This is a genomic window from Brachymonas denitrificans (assembly GCF_907163135.1).
Lineage (GTDB): Bacteria > Pseudomonadota > Gammaproteobacteria > Burkholderiales > Burkholderiaceae_C > Brachymonas > Brachymonas denitrificans_A.
Window position 1 is genome coordinate 1,843,608 of the sequence record NZ_CAJQUA010000001.1, and the last position, 18,139, is coordinate 1,861,746.

The window sequence follows — 18,139 nt, forward strand, 5'->3', positions numbered from 1 at the left end:
ACGGTGACTGAAAGGATTCCTGTTTACATCTGGGCACCAGACAGGCACGCAGAATGCGCTACAGTGTGCGTTGCCCCGAGGCAGGGTCGCGCGTGCGTGCTTTTTTCTTGCAGCGCGCTCGATGGCCACTGCTCCAGCCACTGCCCGCCTGTCCAGTCCCTTGCAATCCACGCTTTCGTCCTGCCGCTTTCTGCCCTGGCCCCTGCCCCTCCCCTTGCTGGCTGGAGCCGTGCTGGCGGGTGCGTGCACGGGCGCTCATGCCCAGGCGGCCACGGCCAGCGAACTGGCGCCACAGCCCGCCAGCACAGAAAGCACCCGTTCCGCCCAGCCGCAGCCGGCTGCCGATCTGGCGCAAACCGGTGCGGAGGGCACGACGCCCGCGAGCGAAGACCCTGCCTTCTCCCCCGTTTCGCAAGGCAAGTCCTTCGACATCCGCATCGAATCGCCCGACGACGATATCCGCACGCTGCTGGAGCGTCATCTGGAACTCAAGCGCTACCAGAAGGTGTCCGACCTGGACGATGCCGAACTGCGCCAGTTGCTGAGCAACTCCGAAACCAATATCCGCCAGCTGCTGGGCACGCAAGGCTATTTCACGCCCGAGATCCGGCAGGAACTGCAGGCCCACGTGGCCAGTACCACCGCCGAAGCGCGCGGCCCGCTGCCCGAGGTCGTGATCACGGTCGAGCCCGGCCCGCGCACCGTGGTGCAGCAGGTCGACCTGACCTTTGGCGGCGCCATCACCAATTACCCGCCCGCCCTGCCCCAGCTCGGCGAGATCTACAACGGCTGGGGCCTGCCGCAGGGCGACCCGTTCACGCAAACGGCCTGGAGCGATGCCAAGACGCTGGCCCTGCGGGGTCTGCAGGCTGAGCGCTTCCCCACCGCCAAGCTGGCCGAGAGCCAGGCCGTAATCGACCCCGATACCAGCAGCGCCAACCTGCGCATCGACTACGACTCCGGCCCGGTGTACAAGTACGGCCCGGTGCAGATCAAGGGCGCCGAGCGTTACGATCCGGTCATCATCGAACGCCTCACGCGCGTGCGGCCCGGCGCCGACTACAAGCAGCGCGACATGGTCGATGCGCAGCAGCGCCTGCTCGACAGCGGCTACTACACCGGCGCCTTCGTCAGCATCGACACCACCCCCGAATCCAACCCGGAAAACGCCCCGGTTCTGGTGCAGGTGCAAGAGGCCAAGCTGCAGAAGCTGGTGCTGGGCGTTGGCTTCAGCACCGATCGCGGGCCGCGCGTCTCGATCGACCACACGCACAACAAGGAGCCGGTTTTCGGCTGGCGCGGCATCAACAAGCTGCAGGTGGACAAGGTGCGCCAGGCCTTCAGCACCAGCCTGCTGGCGCCGCCCGATGACAAGCTCTGGCGCTGGCTGGCCAACGCCTCGGTCACGCGCGAGAAGTACGACGACATCATCTTCAATACGCAACAGCTGCGCTTCGGCCGCACCAAGCTCGAGAAGAGCATCGACCGCACCTACTACCTGCAGTACGACCACGGCAGCACCCGCTTCAGCGATGGGGAGAAGGAAGCGTCGCAGGCGCTCAGCGCCAACTATGTGTGGACCTACCGCCGCTTCAACAGCCAGACCTATCCCACCAGCGGCTACGGCATCGGGCTGGAGGTGGGCGGCGGCTTTACCCTGCAGCCGCAGCGCACACCATTTGGCCGCTTTGCCGCACGCTACCTCGGCTTCCTGTCGCTGGACGAGGGCCTGCGCGAAGGCGTGGGCAAGGCACTGCCGCTGCGTCAGGACCTGAAGGCCATCGCCACCGGCAATGCCGCAGGCCTGAGTGCGCAACCGCTGCTGCAGGCGCCGACAGCTTCCAGCGTGCTAAAGCGCCGCAACGGCGAACTGGTGGTGCGGCTGGAAGGGGCAGGGCTTTATGCCAAGCAGGACGCCGTCATCCCCTACAACCTGCTGTTCCTGACCGGCGGTGATGCCACCGTGCGCGGCTATGGCTACCAGGATATCGGGGTGGACTCCGGCGACGGCTACGGCGAACCCGGCCGCTACATGGTGGCCGGCAGCCTGGAATACCGCCGTCCGCTGTTCCTGCGCGGCAAGCCGTCGGACTGGGATACGGTGGTCTATATGGATGCCGGCTCGGTCGCCAACCGCCCGCAGGACCTGCGCCCGCTCAAGGTGGGCGTGGGTGCCGGTGCGCTCTGGCGCAGCCCGGTGGGGCCGGTGCAGATGTCGGTGGCCTACGGCATCCAGAGCAAAAAGGTGCGGCTGCACATGAACCTGGGATTCACGTTCTGATGGCAAAGGCGCCTCTTCCTCCCGTCGACCCTGCAGCTGCCAGCGACGCACCGCCCGCGCTGACGCGCCGCCAGCGTCTGGGCCGCGCCGCCCGGCGCACCGCGCGCTGGAGCGCCTGGTCCATCTTCGGCCTGATCCTGCTGATCGGGCTGGTCGGCACCGGCGTCTGGTACTGGTCGGCACGCGACCAGTCGCTGGCTACCGTACTGCACATCATCCAGGGCTACATGCCCTCCACCATGACGCTGCAAGCCGACGGCGTGAGTGGCACCGTGCGCCAGGGCGGCCATATCGACCGCCTGATCTGGACCAGCCAGGGCACCGACGCAGGCGGCTACACCGGCGGCGAACTGGTGGTGACACTCGACAATGTGGACGTGGGCTGGGAGCTGGCCGCCCTGTGGGACCGCGCGACGCGCTTCAGCAAGGTGCACGTGCGCACCGCCACGCTGCAGGACACTCGCATCGCCAAGCCGGTCACTGCGCCCAAGCAAGCCTTGCAGTCGTTCACGCTGCCGGTCAGCGTGGAACTGCCGTTCCGGATCGACACGCTGCGCATCGTCGGCAAGCAGCAGGATGAGGATATCAAGTACCAGTCGCCCGAAGAGGCAGCAGCCAAGGCTTCGGCCGCCAAGCGCGCCGAGGACAGGCGGGAGCAGTCCGTCCAGCGCAAGCGCCTGCAGGCGCCGGCCGTGTCCGGCAGTGCCGCCACACCGGCAGAGCTGGTCGCCTCTGCGGCCGGGCTCGCCGCCTCGGCAGCCAGCGGCGAGGAACTGTTGCCTGCAGAGGCAGCGCCCGCACCCACCGTCCCCGCGCGCGATACCGTCATCACCAACCTGCACGGGCGCTACGACTACGACCGCGTCACGGCGCAGCACACCCTGCGCCTGGATGGCCTGACCGTAGCCAACGGCACTTACGAGGCCGATGCCAGAATCGATGGCAAGGCTCCCATGCGCACCGACATCAGCGCCCGGGGCTTGCTGCACCTGCCTGCCAGCAACAGCATGCCGGCGCAGCGCCTGCAGGCCAGCGCACAGATCCGCGGGACGCTGGCCGGGCCGGATGCGCTGCTGGATGTGGATGCGACCGTGGTGCCCTTGCAGCTGATTCCTGCGGCGACCGGGGGCCAGGCGTCGGCCCCTGCCCCCGCCGCCAAAGCGCAAGCCGAAGTCCCTGCGACGCAAGGCACGCGCCTGCAGCTGCAGGCCGGTGTCCATCCCTGGAAAACCCAGCCGCTGGCCCGTGCCCGCGCCCAATGGCAGCAACTGGACGTGCAGGCCTTCTGGCCGAGCGCACCGCGCACGCGCCTGCACGGGGCGCTGGCGCTGGAGCCGGTCGCGTCCGGCAAGGTGGCGCAAGCCACACCCCATGTTCCCCGCTCCCCCGCCTCGGCCCCGCCAGCGAGCCAGGCTCCCGGCATGCTCGGCTTCCTGGGTGACACGCAATGGAAAGCCTGGATCCAGGCCAGCAACGACGAAGCAGGCGCCTGGGACAAGGGCCTGCTGCCCCTGAGCCAGCTCGATGCCCAGCTGCACTACCAGCGCGGCGCGCTCGACATCCAGCGCCTGCTGCTGAACCAGGGCCGCAACGGCGGCACGCTGCAAGGCAGCGGCCGCTACCTGCCGGAACAAGGCTGGACCGGCGACGTCACCGTCAGCCACCTCAACCCCGGCCTGATCGACACGCGACTGGCCGCCGCCCCGATCAGCGGAGCGCTGAAAGCCAGTTCGCCGCTGACCAGCGGCCAGGCGCTGGCCCAGGTGCCCGTCGATTTCACCATCCTGCTGCGCTCGGACGGCGACAGCAAGGGCCGCGCCGCGCAGGCGGCCAAGGGCCTGGCCGTCGATGTGATCGACGTGCAGGGAAAGTGGCAGAACGACACCGTCACCCTGCCACGCATCCTGGCCCGCTCGCACGATGCCGAACTGAAAGGCAGCGGCAGCTACTCGGTGCCGACCAAGGCCGCGCAGGCCGATCTCGACCTCGCGCTGCCCGGCACCCGTGGCAGCGTCAAGGGCATGCTGAGCGAGGCTAACGGACAGGGCAGGCTGCAACTGGCCATCGCCAATCTGCAGCAAACCCTGAACTGGCTGCAGCAATGGCCGGGCACCGAAGGCCTGCGCAAGCAGATCGCCAGCGGCAGCATCCGGCTGGACGGCAGCTGGCGCGGCGGCTGGCAGAACAACGGGCGCAACCTCCAACTGAACGCCCTGCTCGACGCCCCCGCCCTCACCCTGAACACCGCCGGTCAGCCGGCAGAATCCGCCACCTACCTGCGCAACACGCGCCTGAGTGTGAACGGCACACTGGCCAACGCCGCCATCGAGGGCCGCAGCGAGATGCAGCAAGGCACGCGCGACATGCGCGTGGCGCTGCGCGGCAGTGGCGGCAAGCTGGCCAACGGCTGGCAGGCCAACCTGCAGGCCACGCAACTGCAGCTGCGCGATACCTTGCAGAACAAGGCCTGGCAGGCTGCCCTCGCCAACCCGGTGCAGATCCGCCTGCTGCAATCCGGCAACACCCTGCAAGCGACAACCGGCGCCTTTCGCATCGACCTGACCGGCTCCGTACCGGGCAACGCACACATCCTGGCCGAGCCGATCCACTACGTGCGAAGCGGCGGTGGCTACACGCTGAGCAGCAAGGGCCGCCTGAGCGAAGTGCCGCTGGAATGGGTGGACGCACTGATGAGCAGTTCCATCAGCGGCTCCGGCCTGACGGGCGACCTCACCCTGGCCGGCAACTGGGACGTGCAGCTCGGCAACGCCATGCGCATCAACGCCACGCTGCAACGCAGCCAGGGCGACCTGATCGTGCAGGCCGGCGGCATGGGCGCACGCGGCCGCGTGCAGGCCGGCATACGCACCGCGCGCCTGGACATCACAGGAAACGGTGGTGCCATCCAGGGCAAGCTGACCTGGGACAGCAGCAATGCCGGCACCGCCAATGCGCTCGTCAACACCCGCCTCACGCGCGCCGGTGGCGGCTGGACGCTGTCCGACAACGCCCCGCTCAGCGGCAGCCTGCAGGCCAACCTGCCGCGCATGGGCCTGTGGAGCATGTTCGCGCCGCCGGGCTGGCGCCTGCGCGGCACGCTGCAGGCCGACACCACGCTGGGCGGCACCCTGCGTGCTCCATTGGTGCACGGCACGCTCAATGCCGATGACCTGGGCGTGCGCTCGGTGGTGGACGGCATCGAGTTCAGTCGCGGCCGCCTGCGCACGCGCCTGAGCGGCCAGCGTCTGGACATCGACGAATTCTCTCTGCAAGGCCCCACGGTCAACCGCCGCGCCGGCGGCTCGGCCACCATCACCGGCAATGTGCAATGGGGTGGTGGCGGCGCGCTGCTGCAATCCATGCGCATGGACCTGAACGCGCAGCTGCGCGAACTGCAGCTCTCCAGCATGCCCGAGCGCCAGATCGTGCTCTCCGGCAACGTCAGCACACAATTGGCCAACCTGCGGCTGGTGATGCGCGGCGGCCTGAAGGTCGACCATGCGCTGATCGAGCTGCCGACCGATACCGCACCCAAGCTCGACAATGATGTGGTGGTGCTGCCCAGCCGCAAGCACCCCAAGGCCGTGCTGGCGCAGCCGGCGCAAGCGGAGCGGATGGCTGCCGCGGCCGAAAGCAGCGATATCGTGATCAAGCCGAGCCGTTCGGGCGCCAATACCGGCACCAGTGGCGGTACCCGAGCCGCCTCCGGCAACGGGAACGCAACAACCGACACGGCCGCCAGTACCGGCACTGCACCCCGCACTGGCTCGAAGGCCGCCTCGCCGCAAACGCGCACCCTGATCGCCACCAACTCCGAAGCCCGCGCCGTGCTGCAGGATCCCAGGGTCAAGGCCGGCATGGCCCGCACCAACGCCACCATCACGCCCGACATCAACATCGAGATCGACCTGGGCGATGACCTGCGCGTGCGCGGCCGCGGCCTGGACACGCGCCTGCGCGGCAAGCTCAGCGTGGTGAACGGCCCCACGCTGCAGTCCATGCCGCGCCTCACCGGCACCATCCGCACCGACCGTGGCACTTTCCGTGCCTACGGACAGGACCTGCAGGTCGAGCGCGGCCACATCACCTTCAACGGCGCGCTCGACAACCCCACGCTGGACATCATTGCCATCCGCCCGCACCTCGACGAGATGCGCGTCGGCGTGCATGTGCGCGGCACCGCGCAGCTGCCCTGGGTACAGCTGTTCTCCGACCCCGCCATGCCGGATTCCGAAAAACTCTCCTGGCTGGTGCTGGGCCGCTCCTCCGCCGGCGCGGCCGATGCCGCGCTGCTGCAGCAGGCAGCGCTCGCCCTGCTCTCGGGCAGCGGCCGCGGCATTACCGGCGAACTGGCGGATGCGCTGGGCCTGGACGAACTCTCCTTCAAGGGCGGCGAAAACGGCGTGGCCTCCGGCAGCGTCACGCTGGGCAAGCGCTTCTCGCGCAACTTCTATGTGGCCTACGAGCGCGGACTGGATGCCACCATGGGCACGCTCTACTTCTTCTACGACCTGAGCCGCCGCCTCAAGCTGCGTGGCGAAACCGGCACGGAAAGCGCCATCGACCTGATCTACACCATCAGCTATGACTGAGCGGCCGCAGACGGACAGACGCATTGACACATTGACGTGTTGGGCAATGGTTCCCAAAAATGGGCAAAGAGTCTATCATGGGCCCAATGAAATAGCTTGAAATGAAGATACTATGACACCCGCCGCACACCACAAGCAGTTTGACTCGCTCGACCTCATCCTCAAACACTGGGAGCGTGAGCGTCCCGATCTGGATGCCCGCCCCATGGGCCCGATCGGCCGCATCAAGCGCTGTGCGGCCCTGCTGGAACAGTATCTCGAAGCCGGCCTGTCGCAGTTCGGGCTGAGCTACTGGGAGTTCGACATGCTGGCCACGCTGCGACGCAGCGGTGCGCCCTACTGTCTCACTCCCACCACGCTGTTTTCCACACTGATGGTTACCTCAGGCACGATGACGCACCGCCTCAAGCGCATGGAACAGCGCGGCCTGGTCGCCCGCGTTCCCAACGAACAGGACGCACGGAGCATGCTGGTGCAGCTGACCGACAAAGGCCTGAACCTGATCGACCGCGCAGTCGAAAAGCATATCGAGAACGAGCGCCGCCTGCTTTCGGTCATGCCGCCGAACATGCTGGCAGAACTCAATGCCCGCCTGTCCACCCTGCTTGTGGCCCTCGAGAACCCCGGCGAACTGAGCCTGCTCCCCGCCGCCTGACCCTCCGCGTCTCCAGACCGTCTCCTTCGCTGCCCAGGCACTGGCGCAGCCATTTCCTCGCGCCGAAAATTCCCAGCCCCACCCGGCCAGACACAAGGGGCATCTCTCCATCACGCCCTCCAGCTCCATGGCAACCCGGTGTTGCCCGGTAGCAGCAGATAAAAAGTTCCGCCCATTTATCTTGATATCAAGATAAATCCGGAGCATCATGAACGCACTCAGAGTTCGTATTCAACCAACACCAGGAGATCAGAGATGAGTACCAAGACAGCTATTCGCGGAGCCATGCTGACGTTCAAGAAGGACCCGTTCTTCCACGACATGTCCGAATGCATGGTGTACGAGTCCGACGCCATCGTCGTCATGGAAGACGGCAAGATCGTGCAGGCCGGAGCCGCCAGCGCGATCCTGCCCACGCTGGGCGATGTCCCCGTCAAGGCCTATACCGACAGCATCATCGTTCCCGGCTTCATCGACAGCCACGTGCACTATCCCCAGACCGAGATGATTGCCGCCTACGGCGAGCAGCTGATCGACTGGCTCAACAACTACACCTTCATCGCCGAGCAGGGCTTTGCCAACAAGGACCATGCCGCCGAAGTCGCCGAAGTGTTCATCAAGGAGCAGTTCCGCAACGGCGTTACCTCCTCCACCGTGTACTGCACCATCTTCCCGCAGTCGGTCGATGCCCTGTTCGAGGAAGCCGCCAAGCACAACATGCGCGTGATGGCCGGCAAGGTCTGCATGGACCGCAACGCCCCGCCGGAGCTGCTCGACACCGCCCAGCGCTCCTATGACGAATCGAAGGCCCTGATCGAGAAGTGGCACAAGAACGGCCGCGCCGAATACGTCATCACCCCGCGCTTCATCCCCACCTCCACGCCCGAGCAGATGGAAGCCGTCGGCGCGCTGGCCATGGAATTCCCCGACACCCTGATCCAGTCGCACGTCTCCGAGAACGTGAACGAAGTGGCCTGGGTGAAGGAGCTGTGCCCCGACGCCAAGGACTACACCGACGCCTACGCCAAATACGGCCTGCTGCGTGACCGCGCCATCTACGGCCACGGCATCCACCTGACCGAGCGCGAACTGAACGTGTTCAGCGAAACCGGCGCCGCCATCGCGCACTGCCCGACGTCCAACTTCTTTCTGGGCTCCGGCTGCCTGAACGTGAAGAAACTCAAGAGCACCGAGCGTCCCGTGCGCATCGGTCTGGCCACCGACCTGGGCGCAGGCACCAGCTTCTCGATCCTGCAGACCATGAACGAAGCCTACAAGGCCGCGCAGATGAACAACGCGCCCTACAGCTCGCTGCACGCCTTCTACCTGGCCAGCCGCGGCACCGCCGAGGCCCTGCGCCTGGCCGACAAGATCGGCTCGATCGAACCCGGCATGGAAGCCGACCTGGCCGTGATCAACCTCAAATCCACGCCCATCATCGACTACCGCATGCGCTACGCCAAGAGCCTGGAAGAAGTCCTCTTCATCCAGATGACGCTGGCCGATGACCGCGCCATCGCAGCCACCTACGTAGCCGGCAAGGAAGTCTACGCCGCGCAGTAAGCGCGTGGCGTCGCCCGGACAATAACAAGGAGTAAAACCATGAACCAGGCCAACGTGGCCATCGCCCTGAGCTGGCTCGGCCTGGCGCTGGGTGCCCCGTTCTTCAGCTGGCTCGGTCGCAACTGGCATGACGACGTGCGCGCGCTCGGCTATGGCCTGGCCGGACAGCTCCTGCTGCTGCTGGTGCTGGTCGGCATGCCCATCCAGCAGATCGGCGTGGCCGGACCGGTGCTGTTCCTGTTCGGCTTCTTCACCGGCACCTCCATGCTGCCCTTCGCCATCGCCGGCAGTGCCGTCGACGTGCGCTACATCGGCACCTCGGCGGCGCTGGTCAACGGCAGCCAGTTCCTGGCCGGTGCCTTCCTCGTCTTCATCCCCGGCTACCTGATGCGCCATGGCGATACGCTCGCCGTGAGCCAGACCCTGTACGTGCTACCGCTGGCCATGCTGCTGGCCACCCTTCTGTACGTATACTGGCGCACCTCGCGCAAAGCCGCCTGACTCTTGATTTCAATACTCCCATGCAAGCTGTTTCCGGCACCTTCGTGGCGCCCACCCTGCCCCGCTTCCTGATCGCCGCAGCCTACATGGCCGCAGTGGTGCTGGCCTCCAACATCCTGGTGCAATACCCCATCAACGACTGGCTGACCTGGGGCGCCATCACCTATCCCTTCGCCTTCCTGGTGACCGAACTGATGAACCGCGCCCACGGCCCGCACGCGGCACGGCGCGTGGTCTGGGTCGGCTTTGCCGTGGCTGTGGCCGCCTCGCTGGTGCTGGCGCCGGTGCGCATTGCCGTCGCCTCGGGCACGGCCTTCCTGCTGTCGCAATGGCTGGACGTAGGCGTGTTCCACCGCCTGCGCGCGGGCAGCTGGTGGCGCGCACCGCTGGTGGCCACCCTGCTGGCCGCGCTGCTGGACACCTTCCTGTTCTGGAGCATCGCCTTTGCCGGCGTGGCCGAGCCCTGGGTCACCTGGGCGCTGGGCGACCTGGGCGTGAAGCTGGTGCTCGGCGTGGGCCTGCTGCTGCCGTTCCGGCTGCTGATGGCGCGGGTGATGGTCAAACCGGCTGCACACTGACCCTGCACCCTGAGACGACAGAATGGCGTTCGTTCACTCCCCAATCAACAACGGCCTTACAATACGCGCTTGTTGACGCCCGAGCGGCGCCATCTGGTATGCCGCCGTAGTTCAATGGATAGAACGAGCGCCTCCTAAGCGCTAGATACAGGTTCGATTCCTGTCGGTGGTACCACCCTGCAAGCCGGAAGCCTCCATGCTCTCCGGCTTTTTCGTTCAGGCAACGACATTCCGAGAGGTGCAGTCACTCGGTATACCCCACCCCAGCCACATTCCCCACCGGGTCGGCCGCCTCATCCTCATAATCCTGCCCCGCGTGCACGGCAAAGGCCACGGCTCCCGCGCGCAGGGCATCGGCAAACACGGCATAACTGCCTTCCGATTCGGCATGCATGATCATCTCGTTGCCATCCCGCTCCACGATGACCCACTCCCACTGTCCCTCAATGTCCGGATCGGGTTGCACCGTGAGGTAAAGGGGGTGGCGGTCCCAATTGCGCTCGGGCCTGAGGAGGTCGTGTTCGGTGGCGATCGGATGGGCAAGCGTCATGACTAGCTCCTGCAATGGATTCGATACGGGAACATCATGCCGTGGCCTGCTGTCCTTCCGGATGAGGATAACCCCAAGCACAGTCGCCGCACGGCACTGCAGCGGGCTCGCGGCAACGTCCTACAGTACCGGCCGACACCGCAGGTTTACGGTAGAAGCTCCTATCCCGACCGAGGAGCCCCTCATGCAACACGCCCCCCATACGCTTTCTCCCGCCATGCAGGCCTGTATCGACGCCTGCAATGCCTGCGCCCAGGCCTGCGATTTCTGCGCCGCTTCCTGCCTGCAGGAGGCCGACGTCACCGCCATGGCGGCCTGCATCCGCAGCGATATCGATTGCGCCCAGATCTGCCGCCTGTGTGCCGCCTTCACCGCCCGCGGCCGCCAGCATGCGGCTGCGCTGTGCGAACTGTGTGCCCAGGTGTGCGATGCTTGCGGCGCCGAATGTGCCCGCAACGACATGGAGCACTGCCAGGCCTGCGCCAGTGCCTGCCGCGCCTGTGCCGAAGCCTGCCGTGCCATGGCTGCCGCACACTGACGCAACACAGCGACCCTCTGCCGGCCACGCTTTGCACTGGCAGCGGCTCCATGAACAAAGCGGACCCGTGTCGGCGTCCCTGCCGCCATCAAATCCGGCAGGAATCGGTATCCTCCGGCGCGCCGCGCAGCAGCGCATTGAGTTCGTCCACAATCGGTGCCCAGGCCGCATCGCAGGCGATTTCCTCGCGCAGGAAACGCGCCTGGGATTCGCTCCAGAAGGCGGCCTGATGCAGCGGCAGACCGTCGGGCAGCTTGTTCTGTGCGCAGAAGCATTCGATGGCCGCATCGCTGCTCTCCAGGCCCAGTTGGTCAAACAGGGCGCGCATGTCGAGATTGTCGGTATACATGGTGATCTCCTTGTCATGGCCGGCCAGGCCGAACGGGGCCGGTCACACGCACCACTCTACGCGGGGGTCCTGCCGCCGCGTGTCAGACAGAATCGCATCCGGCTGCCGGCAGGCAGCAGCGCAGACGCTCCGACAGTTCGTCCACCACTGTGGTCCAGGCCGCATCGCGCGCGATTTCCTCGCACAGGAAACGCGCCTGGCTTTCGTTCCAGAAGGGAGCCTGGTGGATGCGCACCCCTTCCGCCAGCGGGTTGTGGCGACGGATGAACGCATCGATGGACGCCTGGTCATGCTCCAGACCCAGTTGCTTGAACAGGTCAGGCATATCGTAGCCGGATGTGTACATAAGCTCTCCTCCATGCAAAGGGCTCGCCACCACAGGCGCATGCCCCGATACTAGGCGGCACACGCGGCGCTGCAAACCGGGCCTGCAATAACGCCATGGAGATTGGGGATACTCGCGATGCCGGATGCCGACAAGAGTTTCAAGAAAAGCCGGCAGGCGCCGGGAAGCAAGGCCTGCTGACGAGCGGAACTCCTTCGCTCACGCCATCTCGGGCGCCGGCGCACTGCCCGCCACCAGCGGATAACGCACCGCCAGCAGCTCCTGCAGCCCGAACTGCTGCACGATGTCGTGCATGCGCTGAGCCGCGCTGCGCTTCTTCTGGCCGGTGTACTCGGCCAGGATCAACTCGTTCTTCAGGCTGTGCTCCCAGCCCACCAGCTCGGTCACCGTCACGCTGTAGCCCTGCGATTCGAGGTAGAGGCAGCGCAGCACGTTGGTCAGCTGGCTGCCCATCTCGCGCGTATGCAGCGGATGGCGCCACAGCTCGGCCAGCGGCGTGCGCGACAGGTTCAGCGCCTTGTGCCTGCGCAGAAAGCCGGCCGTTTCAGCCTGGCAGCACGGCACCAGCACCATGTGGCGCGCCTGCTTCTGCAGGCCGAAGGCAATCGCATCGTCGGTGGCGGTATCGCAGGCATGCAGCGCCGTCACCACGTCGATCTGCGCCGGCAATGCGTCGCTCTGTGCCGACTGCTGCACCGTCAGCGGCAGAAAACGCATGCGCGCAAAACCCAGCCGCTCGGCCAGCTCGCGCGACTTCTCGACCAGTTCCTGCCGCGTCTCGATGCCGTAGATGGTGCCCGCCTCGCGCTGGCGGAAGAACAGGTCGTAGATGATGAAGCCCAGGTAGGACTTGCCCGCGCCGTGGTCAGCCAGCGTGATGTCGGTTCGACCGCTGCTTTCCAGCTGCAGCAGGATTTTTTCGATGAAGCCGAACAGGTGGTATACCTGCTTGAGCTTGCGACGCGAGTCCTGGTTCAGCCCACCCTCGCGCGTGAGGATGTGCAGCTCCTTGAGCAGTTCGACCGACTGCCCCGGCCGCAGCGCTTCCTGCACCTGACGGGCCATGGCGTCGCTCTTGGACAACCTGGCCCCCTTTCCTCGTGCGCCGGAAGCAGCACCTCGCTCAGCGGCTGCAGCTCCGGTGCCGCGCTGCGTCCGGCCACCTTGCTCCGGCTTAGCCATGGCGACCTTCTTCGTCCGGCGTATCCGGCTCCTCCACACCCGCGGCCTGGCCATGCACCGGGCAATGCTTCACCCACTCGTCCGCACTCACGCGCGTGACGATGCCCAGCTTGTTCCAGCCTTTCACGCCCAGGTGCTCAAGCAGCTCGATGTTGCGCTCGGGAATCTCGTCCACCTCGGGATAGGTCTCGACCGCACGGTCGATGCTTTCCTCGCGCAGCAGGTGCAGGATGGGGTACGGCGCCCAGTTGGTGGCGTTGCTGATTTCCTCCGGCTCGGTGCCGTCGAACTGGAAGCGCGGGTGGAAGTAGGCAATCTGCAGTTCGCCCTCCAGCCCCAGATCGGCCAGGATGTCGTCGGCCGCACCGGCGAAATCGTTGAAATAGAGGAAGTCGTCGAACATCGCCGGGAAAATCATCAGCGTGGTTTCACGCTCGTCCATCGGCGTTTCCATCAGCGCGATCAGCTCGTCGTGCACGGCCTGCAACGCCTCGTCCTCGGTCTGCGCACCGCACACGGCATAGTGCACCTGCTCCTTGACGTAGGTGGCCTTGGCAAAGGGGCACAGATTGAGGCCGATCACGGCCTGTTCCAGCCAGTGGCGGACATCTGCGACGACGGTGGCGGCGAGTTCGGTAGTCATGCGCGCATTGTGCCACGCAGCGGGTTCGGTGGGGCATAGGCTGCCTCGGCGCCGAGCGCGTTCGCCACAGCCGACCTCAGCGGCGTACTGGCGATCCGCTGCGCAGCCTGCCGAAACGCGTGGCCAGCAGGCAGCCCAGCACCGCGCAGGCACCGGTCGCCGCCCAGGTCCAGTGCCAGCCGCCCACCAGGCCCGACAGCCAGGCCACGGCCGGCGGCCCGGAAAACTGCCCGAGCGAAGAACCCTGCAGCATCCAGCCCACCGTGCTGGAAATCAGGCTGCCGTCCGGCGCCAGCCGGGGCACCAGGGCGAACAGCGTGCCCGGCACCAACCCGCCAAACAGCGAGAACAGCAGCATGCCGCCATAGCGCACCGCCGTGGATAGCTCCAGCCCGGCAAATGCCAGCCAGGCCCCCAGCGCCATCACCGCGAAACCCGTGATCAGCAGCGTGCCCGGCTCCGCCCCGCGGTGCAGCAGTTGCCCCGCCGCCACGTTGCCGAAGATGTTCATCGCCGGCACCAGCGCCATCAGCACGCCCAGCGTCCAGCCGCTTACGCCGGCCTGGGCATAGATGGTCGGCAAAAAACCGATCACCGCCATCCACTGCGCGGCATAGACGCAAAAGGTAAGAAACAGCAGCCACGGCCCCGCGCTGGACAGCGTCAGGCGCAGCTTGCCCGTCCAGCCTCCGGCACCGGCTGGCTGCGCCGACTGCGGCGGATCGGGCGGCACCCAGCGCCACACGGCCAGCAGGCAGAGCGCGCACAGCAGCGCGATCAGCCACCACCAGCCCTCCCAGCCCGCCGCCAGGATCACCGCCGGCCCCAGCAGCATCGCCAGCGCCGTACCGAACGGCACATAGGCGCCCCAGATGCCCATCACCTGCGTGACCCTCTCCGGCGGCACCAGCCGGCGCAGCACGGCCGGCGCCGACAAGGAGGTCAGCAGAAAACCCAGCCCCTCGAACGCACGCAGCACCAGCAGCACGGATGCGCTGTGCGCCCAGCCGCCGGCAAAACTGGCCAGCGTCATCAGACCCAGACCGGTGAGCATGGAGCGGCGCAGGCCGAAGCGGTCGCTCGCCAGCCCGAGGAACAAGCCCATGCTGAGCGACGCCACCTGCACCAGCGACAACAGGAAGCCCGCCTCCATCAGCGTCATGCCCAGCTCGCGCTGCAGGGCCGGTACGGCCGGCGGCAGTTTGCCAATGATCATGGCGGCACAGACGCCCGTGACCATCACGATCCACGCGGCGCGCATGCCGCCGGGCGCCTCCGCGGTCACATCGGCACCTGCTGGCCGGTCAGGCGCGCATGCTCGCGCAGCGCGAAACGGTCGGTCATGCCGGCGATATAGTCCGCCACGGCGCGCTCCGTATCCGGGCGGGCGGCAAAATCCGGCTTCATCTCGCCCGGCTGCTGCAGGTAGATCGCAAACAGCTCGCGCACCACCTGTTGCGCCACGCCCATTTTCTGCATCACCTGCGGATGGCGGTACAGCGCATGCAGCAGCAACTGCTTGAGTTGCAGCGACTCGGCCCGCATGCCGGCGCTGAAGCCGACCAGCGGCGGGCATTGCCGCACCTCGTCCACATGCTGCGGCCGGTGCCGGCTGATCGCCGCGCGCGTGGCTGTCATCACGTCATAGACCTGCTCGCTCAGCATGCGGCGGATGGTTTCGTAGAGCAGGCGGCGCCCCGTCAGTTGCGGATGATCGCGCTGCACGCTGGCATGGTGGCGCGCCACCAGCGGCACTGTCAGCACCTGCTCCCAACTCAGCAGACTGCTGCGCAGGCCATCGTCGATATCGTGGGCGTTGTAGGCGATCTCGTCGGCCAGATTGCACAGTTGTGCCTCCAGGCTGGGCTGCGTGCCCTGCAGGAAGCGCAGTCCCACGCCACCCGGCTCGCGCTCCTCCAGCCAGCGCGCATTGCGCGCCGAGCAGTGCTTGAGAATGCCTTCGCGCGCTTCGAAGCACAGGTTCAACCCGTCGAACTCCGGATAGCGCAGCTCCAGCACATCCACCACGCGCAGGCTCTGCATGTTGTGCTCGAAGCCGCCGTAATCGGTCATGCAGGCGTGCAGGGCGTCCTGCCCGGCGTGGCCGAACGGCGTATGTCCCAGATCGTGCGCCAGCGCAATCGCCTCCACCAGATCCTCGTCCAGCCCCAGCGCACGCGCAATGCTGCGGCCCAGTTGCGCCACTTCCAGCGAATGCGTCAGCCGCGTGCGGAACAGGTCGCCTTCGTGGTTGAGAAACACCTGCGTCTTGTACACCAGCCGCCGGAACGCGGAGGAGTGCACGATGCGGTCGCGGTCACGCTGGAACATGCCGCGCGTGGGCGCTTCCTGCTCTGCATGGCGGCGTCCGCGCGATTGCAGCGGATGCGCCGCCCAGGGGGCATGCGCCTGCGCAGGCGCATTGCCGCGCATGGTATCAGGCAGGTCCGGAACGAAGATCGCCACGGCGTACTCAGCGCTGCATCAGGCAGGCATGCGGGTTGCTGTGCGCGGCGATCACCTCGGCAACCAGTGCATCGGGCGCGGTCGCCAGCGCCGCCTCGCCCGGCTGCGCAATCACCACGAACCGGATCTGGCCGGCTTCGGCCTTCTTGTCCACGCGCATGTGGTGCAGCCAGGCTTCGGCGTTGGCATCGATGCCCGACCCTGCGCCGGCATCACCCGCGGCCCCGGCAGTTGCATCATCCTCCAGTTGAGGCGCCAGCACCGGCAGGCCGGCGCGCTGCACCAGGCTGCGCACGCGCTGCACAAAGGCGGCATCCACCAGCCCCAGCCGCGCCGACAGCTCGCTCGCCAGCACCATGCCGCAGCCCACCGCCTCGCCGTGCAGCCAGGTGCCGAACCCCAGCCCCGCCTCGATCGCATGGCCAAAGGTGTGCCCGTAGTTCAGGATGGCGCGCATGCCGCTTTCCTGCTCGTCCTGCCCCACCACCCAGGCCTTGATCTGGCAGCTGCGGCGCACCGCCACGCGCAGCGCATCGGCATCGCGCGCACGCAGCGCTTCCATGTTCTGCTCCAGCCATTCGAAGAAGGCCATATCGGCAATCGGACCGTACTTGATCACTTCCGCCAAGCCGGCGCTCAGCTCGCGGTCCGGCAGCGTCGCAAACGAGTCCATATCGCATACCACGCGGCGCGGCTGATAGAAGGCGCCGATCATGTTCTTGCCCAGCGGATGGTTGATGGCCGTCTTGCCGCCCACCGAAGAATCCACCTGCGCCAGCAGCGTGGTGGGCACCTGAACAAAAGGCACACCGCGCATGTAGCAGGCTGCAGCAAAACCGGTCATGTCGCCCACCACGCCGCCGCCCAAAGCAAACAGCACCGTCTTGCGGTCGCACTGGCCACCCAGCAACGCATCGAAAATCTGGTTCAGCGCTTCCCAGGTCTTGTACTGCTCGCCATCCGGCAGCGCCACCGTGCGCACCTGGGCGTAGTGCGGTGCCAGCGCATGCTCCAGTTGCGCGGCGTACAGGGGCTGCACCGTGGTATTGGTCACAATCACCGCCTGCCGCGCCTTCGGCAGATCGCTCCAGGTTTCCGCCTGCCCCAGCAGCCCGCTGCCGATGCGGATCGGATAGCTGCGCGCATCCAGCGCAATCGGTACGGTATCGCCGCCCCGGGCAGGAACGGGATCAAAGTCGGGAAGCGAGGCGGTGATGTCGAAACGGGTCAGGGCGGATGCAGCATTCATGCCATCATTGTGACGCAAGAATGTGCAGCCGCCGCCCTGTCAGCAATGGGGCGCCGTGTTCGGCACACCGTTACCGGGCATCGCTCCGGGGGGCCTGTCCGCGCTGGCCACGCGCCGGCAGGACACCCGCCACTTCCAGCTGCATCGCAATATGGTGCACCAGCCCCTGCACCGAGCTGCGCCCGGTCTCGATCACGTAGTGCGCCGTCTCTCTGTACAGCGGATCACGCGCCTGGAACAGTTCCTGCAGCTTGGCCCGCGGATCGGCCACCTGCAGCAGCGGGCGCTTGGTGTCGTGGCGCAGGCGGCGATAGATTTCCTCGGGCGAGGCGCGCAGATATAGCACCGTGCCCTTCTCGCGCAGCAGCGCACGGTTTTCGGGACGCAGCACCGAGCCGCCGCCGGTCGACAGCACGCACTGCCCCGGCCGCTCGCCCACCCGGCGCAGCGTGGCCGTCTCCAGATCGCGGAAGGCCTCCTCGCCATGCCGCGCAAAATAATCCTTGATCGGCATGCCGATCTCCGCCTCGATCAGGTGGTCCGAATCGACAAAGGGCAGGCCAAAGCGGCGCGCCACCTGCCGCCCTGCCGATGATTTGCCCGATCCGGGCATGCCTACCAGTACGATCATTCTTGCCTCTCCTGT

The 18,139-nt window shown here is 66.7% G+C and carries 16 protein-coding genes and 1 tRNA gene; 8 read left to right on the forward strand and 9 right to left on the reverse strand.

The features are described from left to right. Positions 1-121 precede the first annotated feature (121 nt). From KKQ75_RS08575 to KKQ75_RS08605, 7 genes are all read left to right on the forward strand, one after another. Positions 122-2,281 carry an autotransporter assembly complex protein TamA gene (locus KKQ75_RS08575; protein ID WP_213361547.1) on the forward strand — a complete coding sequence of 720 codons (2,160 nt, stop codon included), beginning with the start codon at positions 122-124 and terminating at the stop codon, positions 2,279-2,281. Then, positions 2,281-6,873, forward strand: coding sequence for a translocation/assembly module TamB domain-containing protein (locus KKQ75_RS08580; protein WP_213361548.1), 4,593 nt, complete (start codon positions 2,281-2,283; stop codon positions 6,871-6,873). Before KKQ75_RS08575 ends, KKQ75_RS08580 begins: the two co-directional genes overlap by 1 nt. Positions 6,874-6,985: 112 nt before the next feature. Next, positions 6,986-7,528, forward strand: coding sequence for a MarR family winged helix-turn-helix transcriptional regulator (locus KKQ75_RS08585; RefSeq protein ID WP_213361549.1), 543 nt, complete (start codon positions 6,986-6,988; stop codon positions 7,526-7,528). A gap of 255 nt (positions 7,529-7,783) precedes the next feature. Next, positions 7,784-9,091 (forward strand): guanine deaminase, encoded by a 1,308-nt coding sequence (gene guaD / locus KKQ75_RS08590; RefSeq protein WP_213361551.1) that lies wholly within the window; start codon positions 7,784-7,786, stop codon positions 9,089-9,091. Between the two features lie 39 nt (positions 9,092-9,130). Then, positions 9,131-9,592, forward strand: a complete 462-nt coding sequence (locus tag KKQ75_RS08595; RefSeq protein WP_213361553.1) for a hypothetical protein — start codon at positions 9,131-9,133, stop codon at positions 9,590-9,592. Positions 9,593-9,612: 20 nt separating this feature from the next. Continuing rightward, the gene (locus KKQ75_RS08600) at positions 9,613-10,170 is read left to right on the forward strand and encodes a VUT family protein (RefSeq protein WP_213361555.1); all 558 of its coding nucleotides are present in this window, start codon (positions 9,613-9,615) and stop codon (positions 10,168-10,170) included. Positions 10,171-10,270: 100 nt separating this feature from the next. Then, positions 10,271-10,345 (forward strand) — tRNA-Arg (locus tag KKQ75_RS08605). A gap of 69 nt (positions 10,346-10,414) precedes the next feature. On the opposite strand, the gene KKQ75_RS08610 is transcribed toward KKQ75_RS08605, so the two are convergent. Further along, positions 10,415-10,720 carry a hypothetical protein gene (locus tag KKQ75_RS08610; protein ID WP_213361556.1) on the reverse strand — a complete coding sequence of 102 codons (306 nt, stop codon included), beginning with the start codon at positions 10,718-10,720 and terminating at the stop codon, positions 10,415-10,417. 184 nt (positions 10,721-10,904) lie between these two features. On the opposite strand from KKQ75_RS08610, the gene KKQ75_RS08615 reads away from it, so the two are divergent. Next, entirely contained in the window at positions 10,905-11,258 is a 354-nt protein-coding gene (locus KKQ75_RS08615) for a four-helix bundle copper-binding protein (protein ID WP_213361557.1), read from the forward strand. A gap of 88 nt (positions 11,259-11,346) precedes the next feature. Here the strand turns inward: KKQ75_RS08615 and KKQ75_RS08620 are convergent, their stop codons facing one another. From KKQ75_RS08620 to KKQ75_RS08655, 8 genes are all read right to left on the reverse strand, one after another. Next, positions 11,347-11,607: a DUF2789 domain-containing protein gene (locus tag KKQ75_RS08620; protein ID WP_213361558.1), complete on the reverse strand. Its 261-nt coding sequence runs from the start codon at positions 11,605-11,607 to the stop codon at positions 11,347-11,349. A gap of 82 nt (positions 11,608-11,689) precedes the next feature. Then, complete coding sequence (locus KKQ75_RS08625) at positions 11,690-11,953, reverse strand: DUF2789 domain-containing protein (protein WP_213361559.1); 264 nt, start codon at positions 11,951-11,953, stop codon at positions 11,690-11,692. Between the two features lie 198 nt (positions 11,954-12,151). Further along, the gene (locus KKQ75_RS08630; protein WP_250131044.1) at positions 12,152-13,018 is read right to left on the reverse strand and encodes a class I SAM-dependent methyltransferase; all 867 of its coding nucleotides are present in this window, start codon (positions 13,016-13,018) and stop codon (positions 12,152-12,154) included. A 109-nt stretch (positions 13,019-13,127) separates the two neighbouring features. Further along, positions 13,128-13,778 carry a DUF1415 domain-containing protein gene (locus tag KKQ75_RS08635; RefSeq protein WP_213361563.1) on the reverse strand — a complete coding sequence of 217 codons (651 nt, stop codon included), beginning with the start codon at positions 13,776-13,778 and terminating at the stop codon, positions 13,128-13,130. 76 nt (positions 13,779-13,854) lie between these two features. Then, positions 13,855-15,039 (reverse strand): MFS transporter, encoded by a 1,185-nt coding sequence (locus KKQ75_RS08640; protein ID WP_213361564.1) that lies wholly within the window; start codon positions 15,037-15,039, stop codon positions 13,855-13,857. A 20-nt stretch (positions 15,040-15,059) separates the two neighbouring features. After that, a complete protein-coding gene (locus tag KKQ75_RS08645; protein ID WP_213362735.1) occupies positions 15,060-16,211 on the reverse strand; it encodes a deoxyguanosinetriphosphate triphosphohydrolase in 1,152 nt (383 codons plus the stop codon). Positions 16,212-16,251: 40 nt separating this feature from the next. Further along, entirely contained in the window at positions 16,252-17,493 is a 1,242-nt protein-coding gene (gene aroB / locus KKQ75_RS08650; RefSeq protein ID WP_213361567.1) for a 3-dehydroquinate synthase, read from the reverse strand. A 70-nt stretch (positions 17,494-17,563) separates the two neighbouring features. Then, positions 17,564-18,124 carry a shikimate kinase gene (locus KKQ75_RS08655; RefSeq protein WP_250131045.1) on the reverse strand — a complete coding sequence of 187 codons (561 nt, stop codon included), beginning with the start codon at positions 18,122-18,124 and terminating at the stop codon, positions 17,564-17,566. Positions 18,125-18,139 lie beyond the last annotated feature (15 nt).

Bases quoted from the DNA above. Each gene is read 5' to 3' on its own strand.
- KKQ75_RS08640 (WP_213361564.1), bottom strand. From the start codon at position 15,039: ATGCGCGCCGCGTGGATCGTGATGGTCACGGGCGTCTGTGCCGCCATG.
- KKQ75_RS08645 (WP_213362735.1), bottom strand. From the start codon at position 16,211: ATGCGCGGCAATGCGCCTGCGCAGGCGCATGCCCCCTGGGCGGCGCAT.
- KKQ75_RS08595 (WP_213361553.1), top strand. From the start codon at position 9,131: ATGAACCAGGCCAACGTGGCCATCGCCCTGAGCTGGCTCGGCCTGGCG.
- guaD (WP_213361551.1), top strand. From the start codon at position 7,784: ATGAGTACCAAGACAGCTATTCGCGGAGCCATGCTGACGTTCAAGAAG.
- aroB (WP_213361567.1), bottom strand. From the start codon at position 17,493: ATGAATGCTGCATCCGCCCTGACCCGTTTCGACATCACCGCCTCGCTT.
- KKQ75_RS08580 (WP_213361548.1), top strand. From the start codon at position 2,281: ATGGCAAAGGCGCCTCTTCCTCCCGTCGACCCTGCAGCTGCCAGCGAC.
- KKQ75_RS08620 (WP_213361558.1), bottom strand. From the start codon at position 11,607: ATGTATACCGACAATCTCGACATGCGCGCCCTGTTTGACCAACTGGGC.
- KKQ75_RS08600 (WP_213361555.1), top strand. From the start codon at position 9,613: ATGCAAGCTGTTTCCGGCACCTTCGTGGCGCCCACCCTGCCCCGCTTC.
- KKQ75_RS08635 (WP_213361563.1), bottom strand. From the start codon at position 13,778: ATGACTACCGAACTCGCCGCCACCGTCGTCGCAGATGTCCGCCACTGG.
- KKQ75_RS08630 (WP_250131044.1), bottom strand. From the start codon at position 13,018: ATGGCCCGTCAGGTGCAGGAAGCGCTGCGGCCGGGGCAGTCGGTCGAA.
- KKQ75_RS08655 (WP_250131045.1), bottom strand. From the start codon at position 18,124: ATGATCGTACTGGTAGGCATGCCCGGATCGGGCAAATCATCGGCAGGG.
- KKQ75_RS08615 (WP_213361557.1), top strand. From the start codon at position 10,905: ATGCAACACGCCCCCCATACGCTTTCTCCCGCCATGCAGGCCTGTATC.
- KKQ75_RS08625 (WP_213361559.1), bottom strand. From the start codon at position 11,953: ATGTACACATCCGGCTACGATATGCCTGACCTGTTCAAGCAACTGGGT.
- KKQ75_RS08575 (WP_213361547.1), top strand. From the start codon at position 122: ATGGCCACTGCTCCAGCCACTGCCCGCCTGTCCAGTCCCTTGCAATCC.
- KKQ75_RS08585 (WP_213361549.1), top strand. From the start codon at position 6,986: ATGACACCCGCCGCACACCACAAGCAGTTTGACTCGCTCGACCTCATC.
- KKQ75_RS08610 (WP_213361556.1), bottom strand. From the start codon at position 10,720: ATGACGCTTGCCCATCCGATCGCCACCGAACACGACCTCCTCAGGCCC.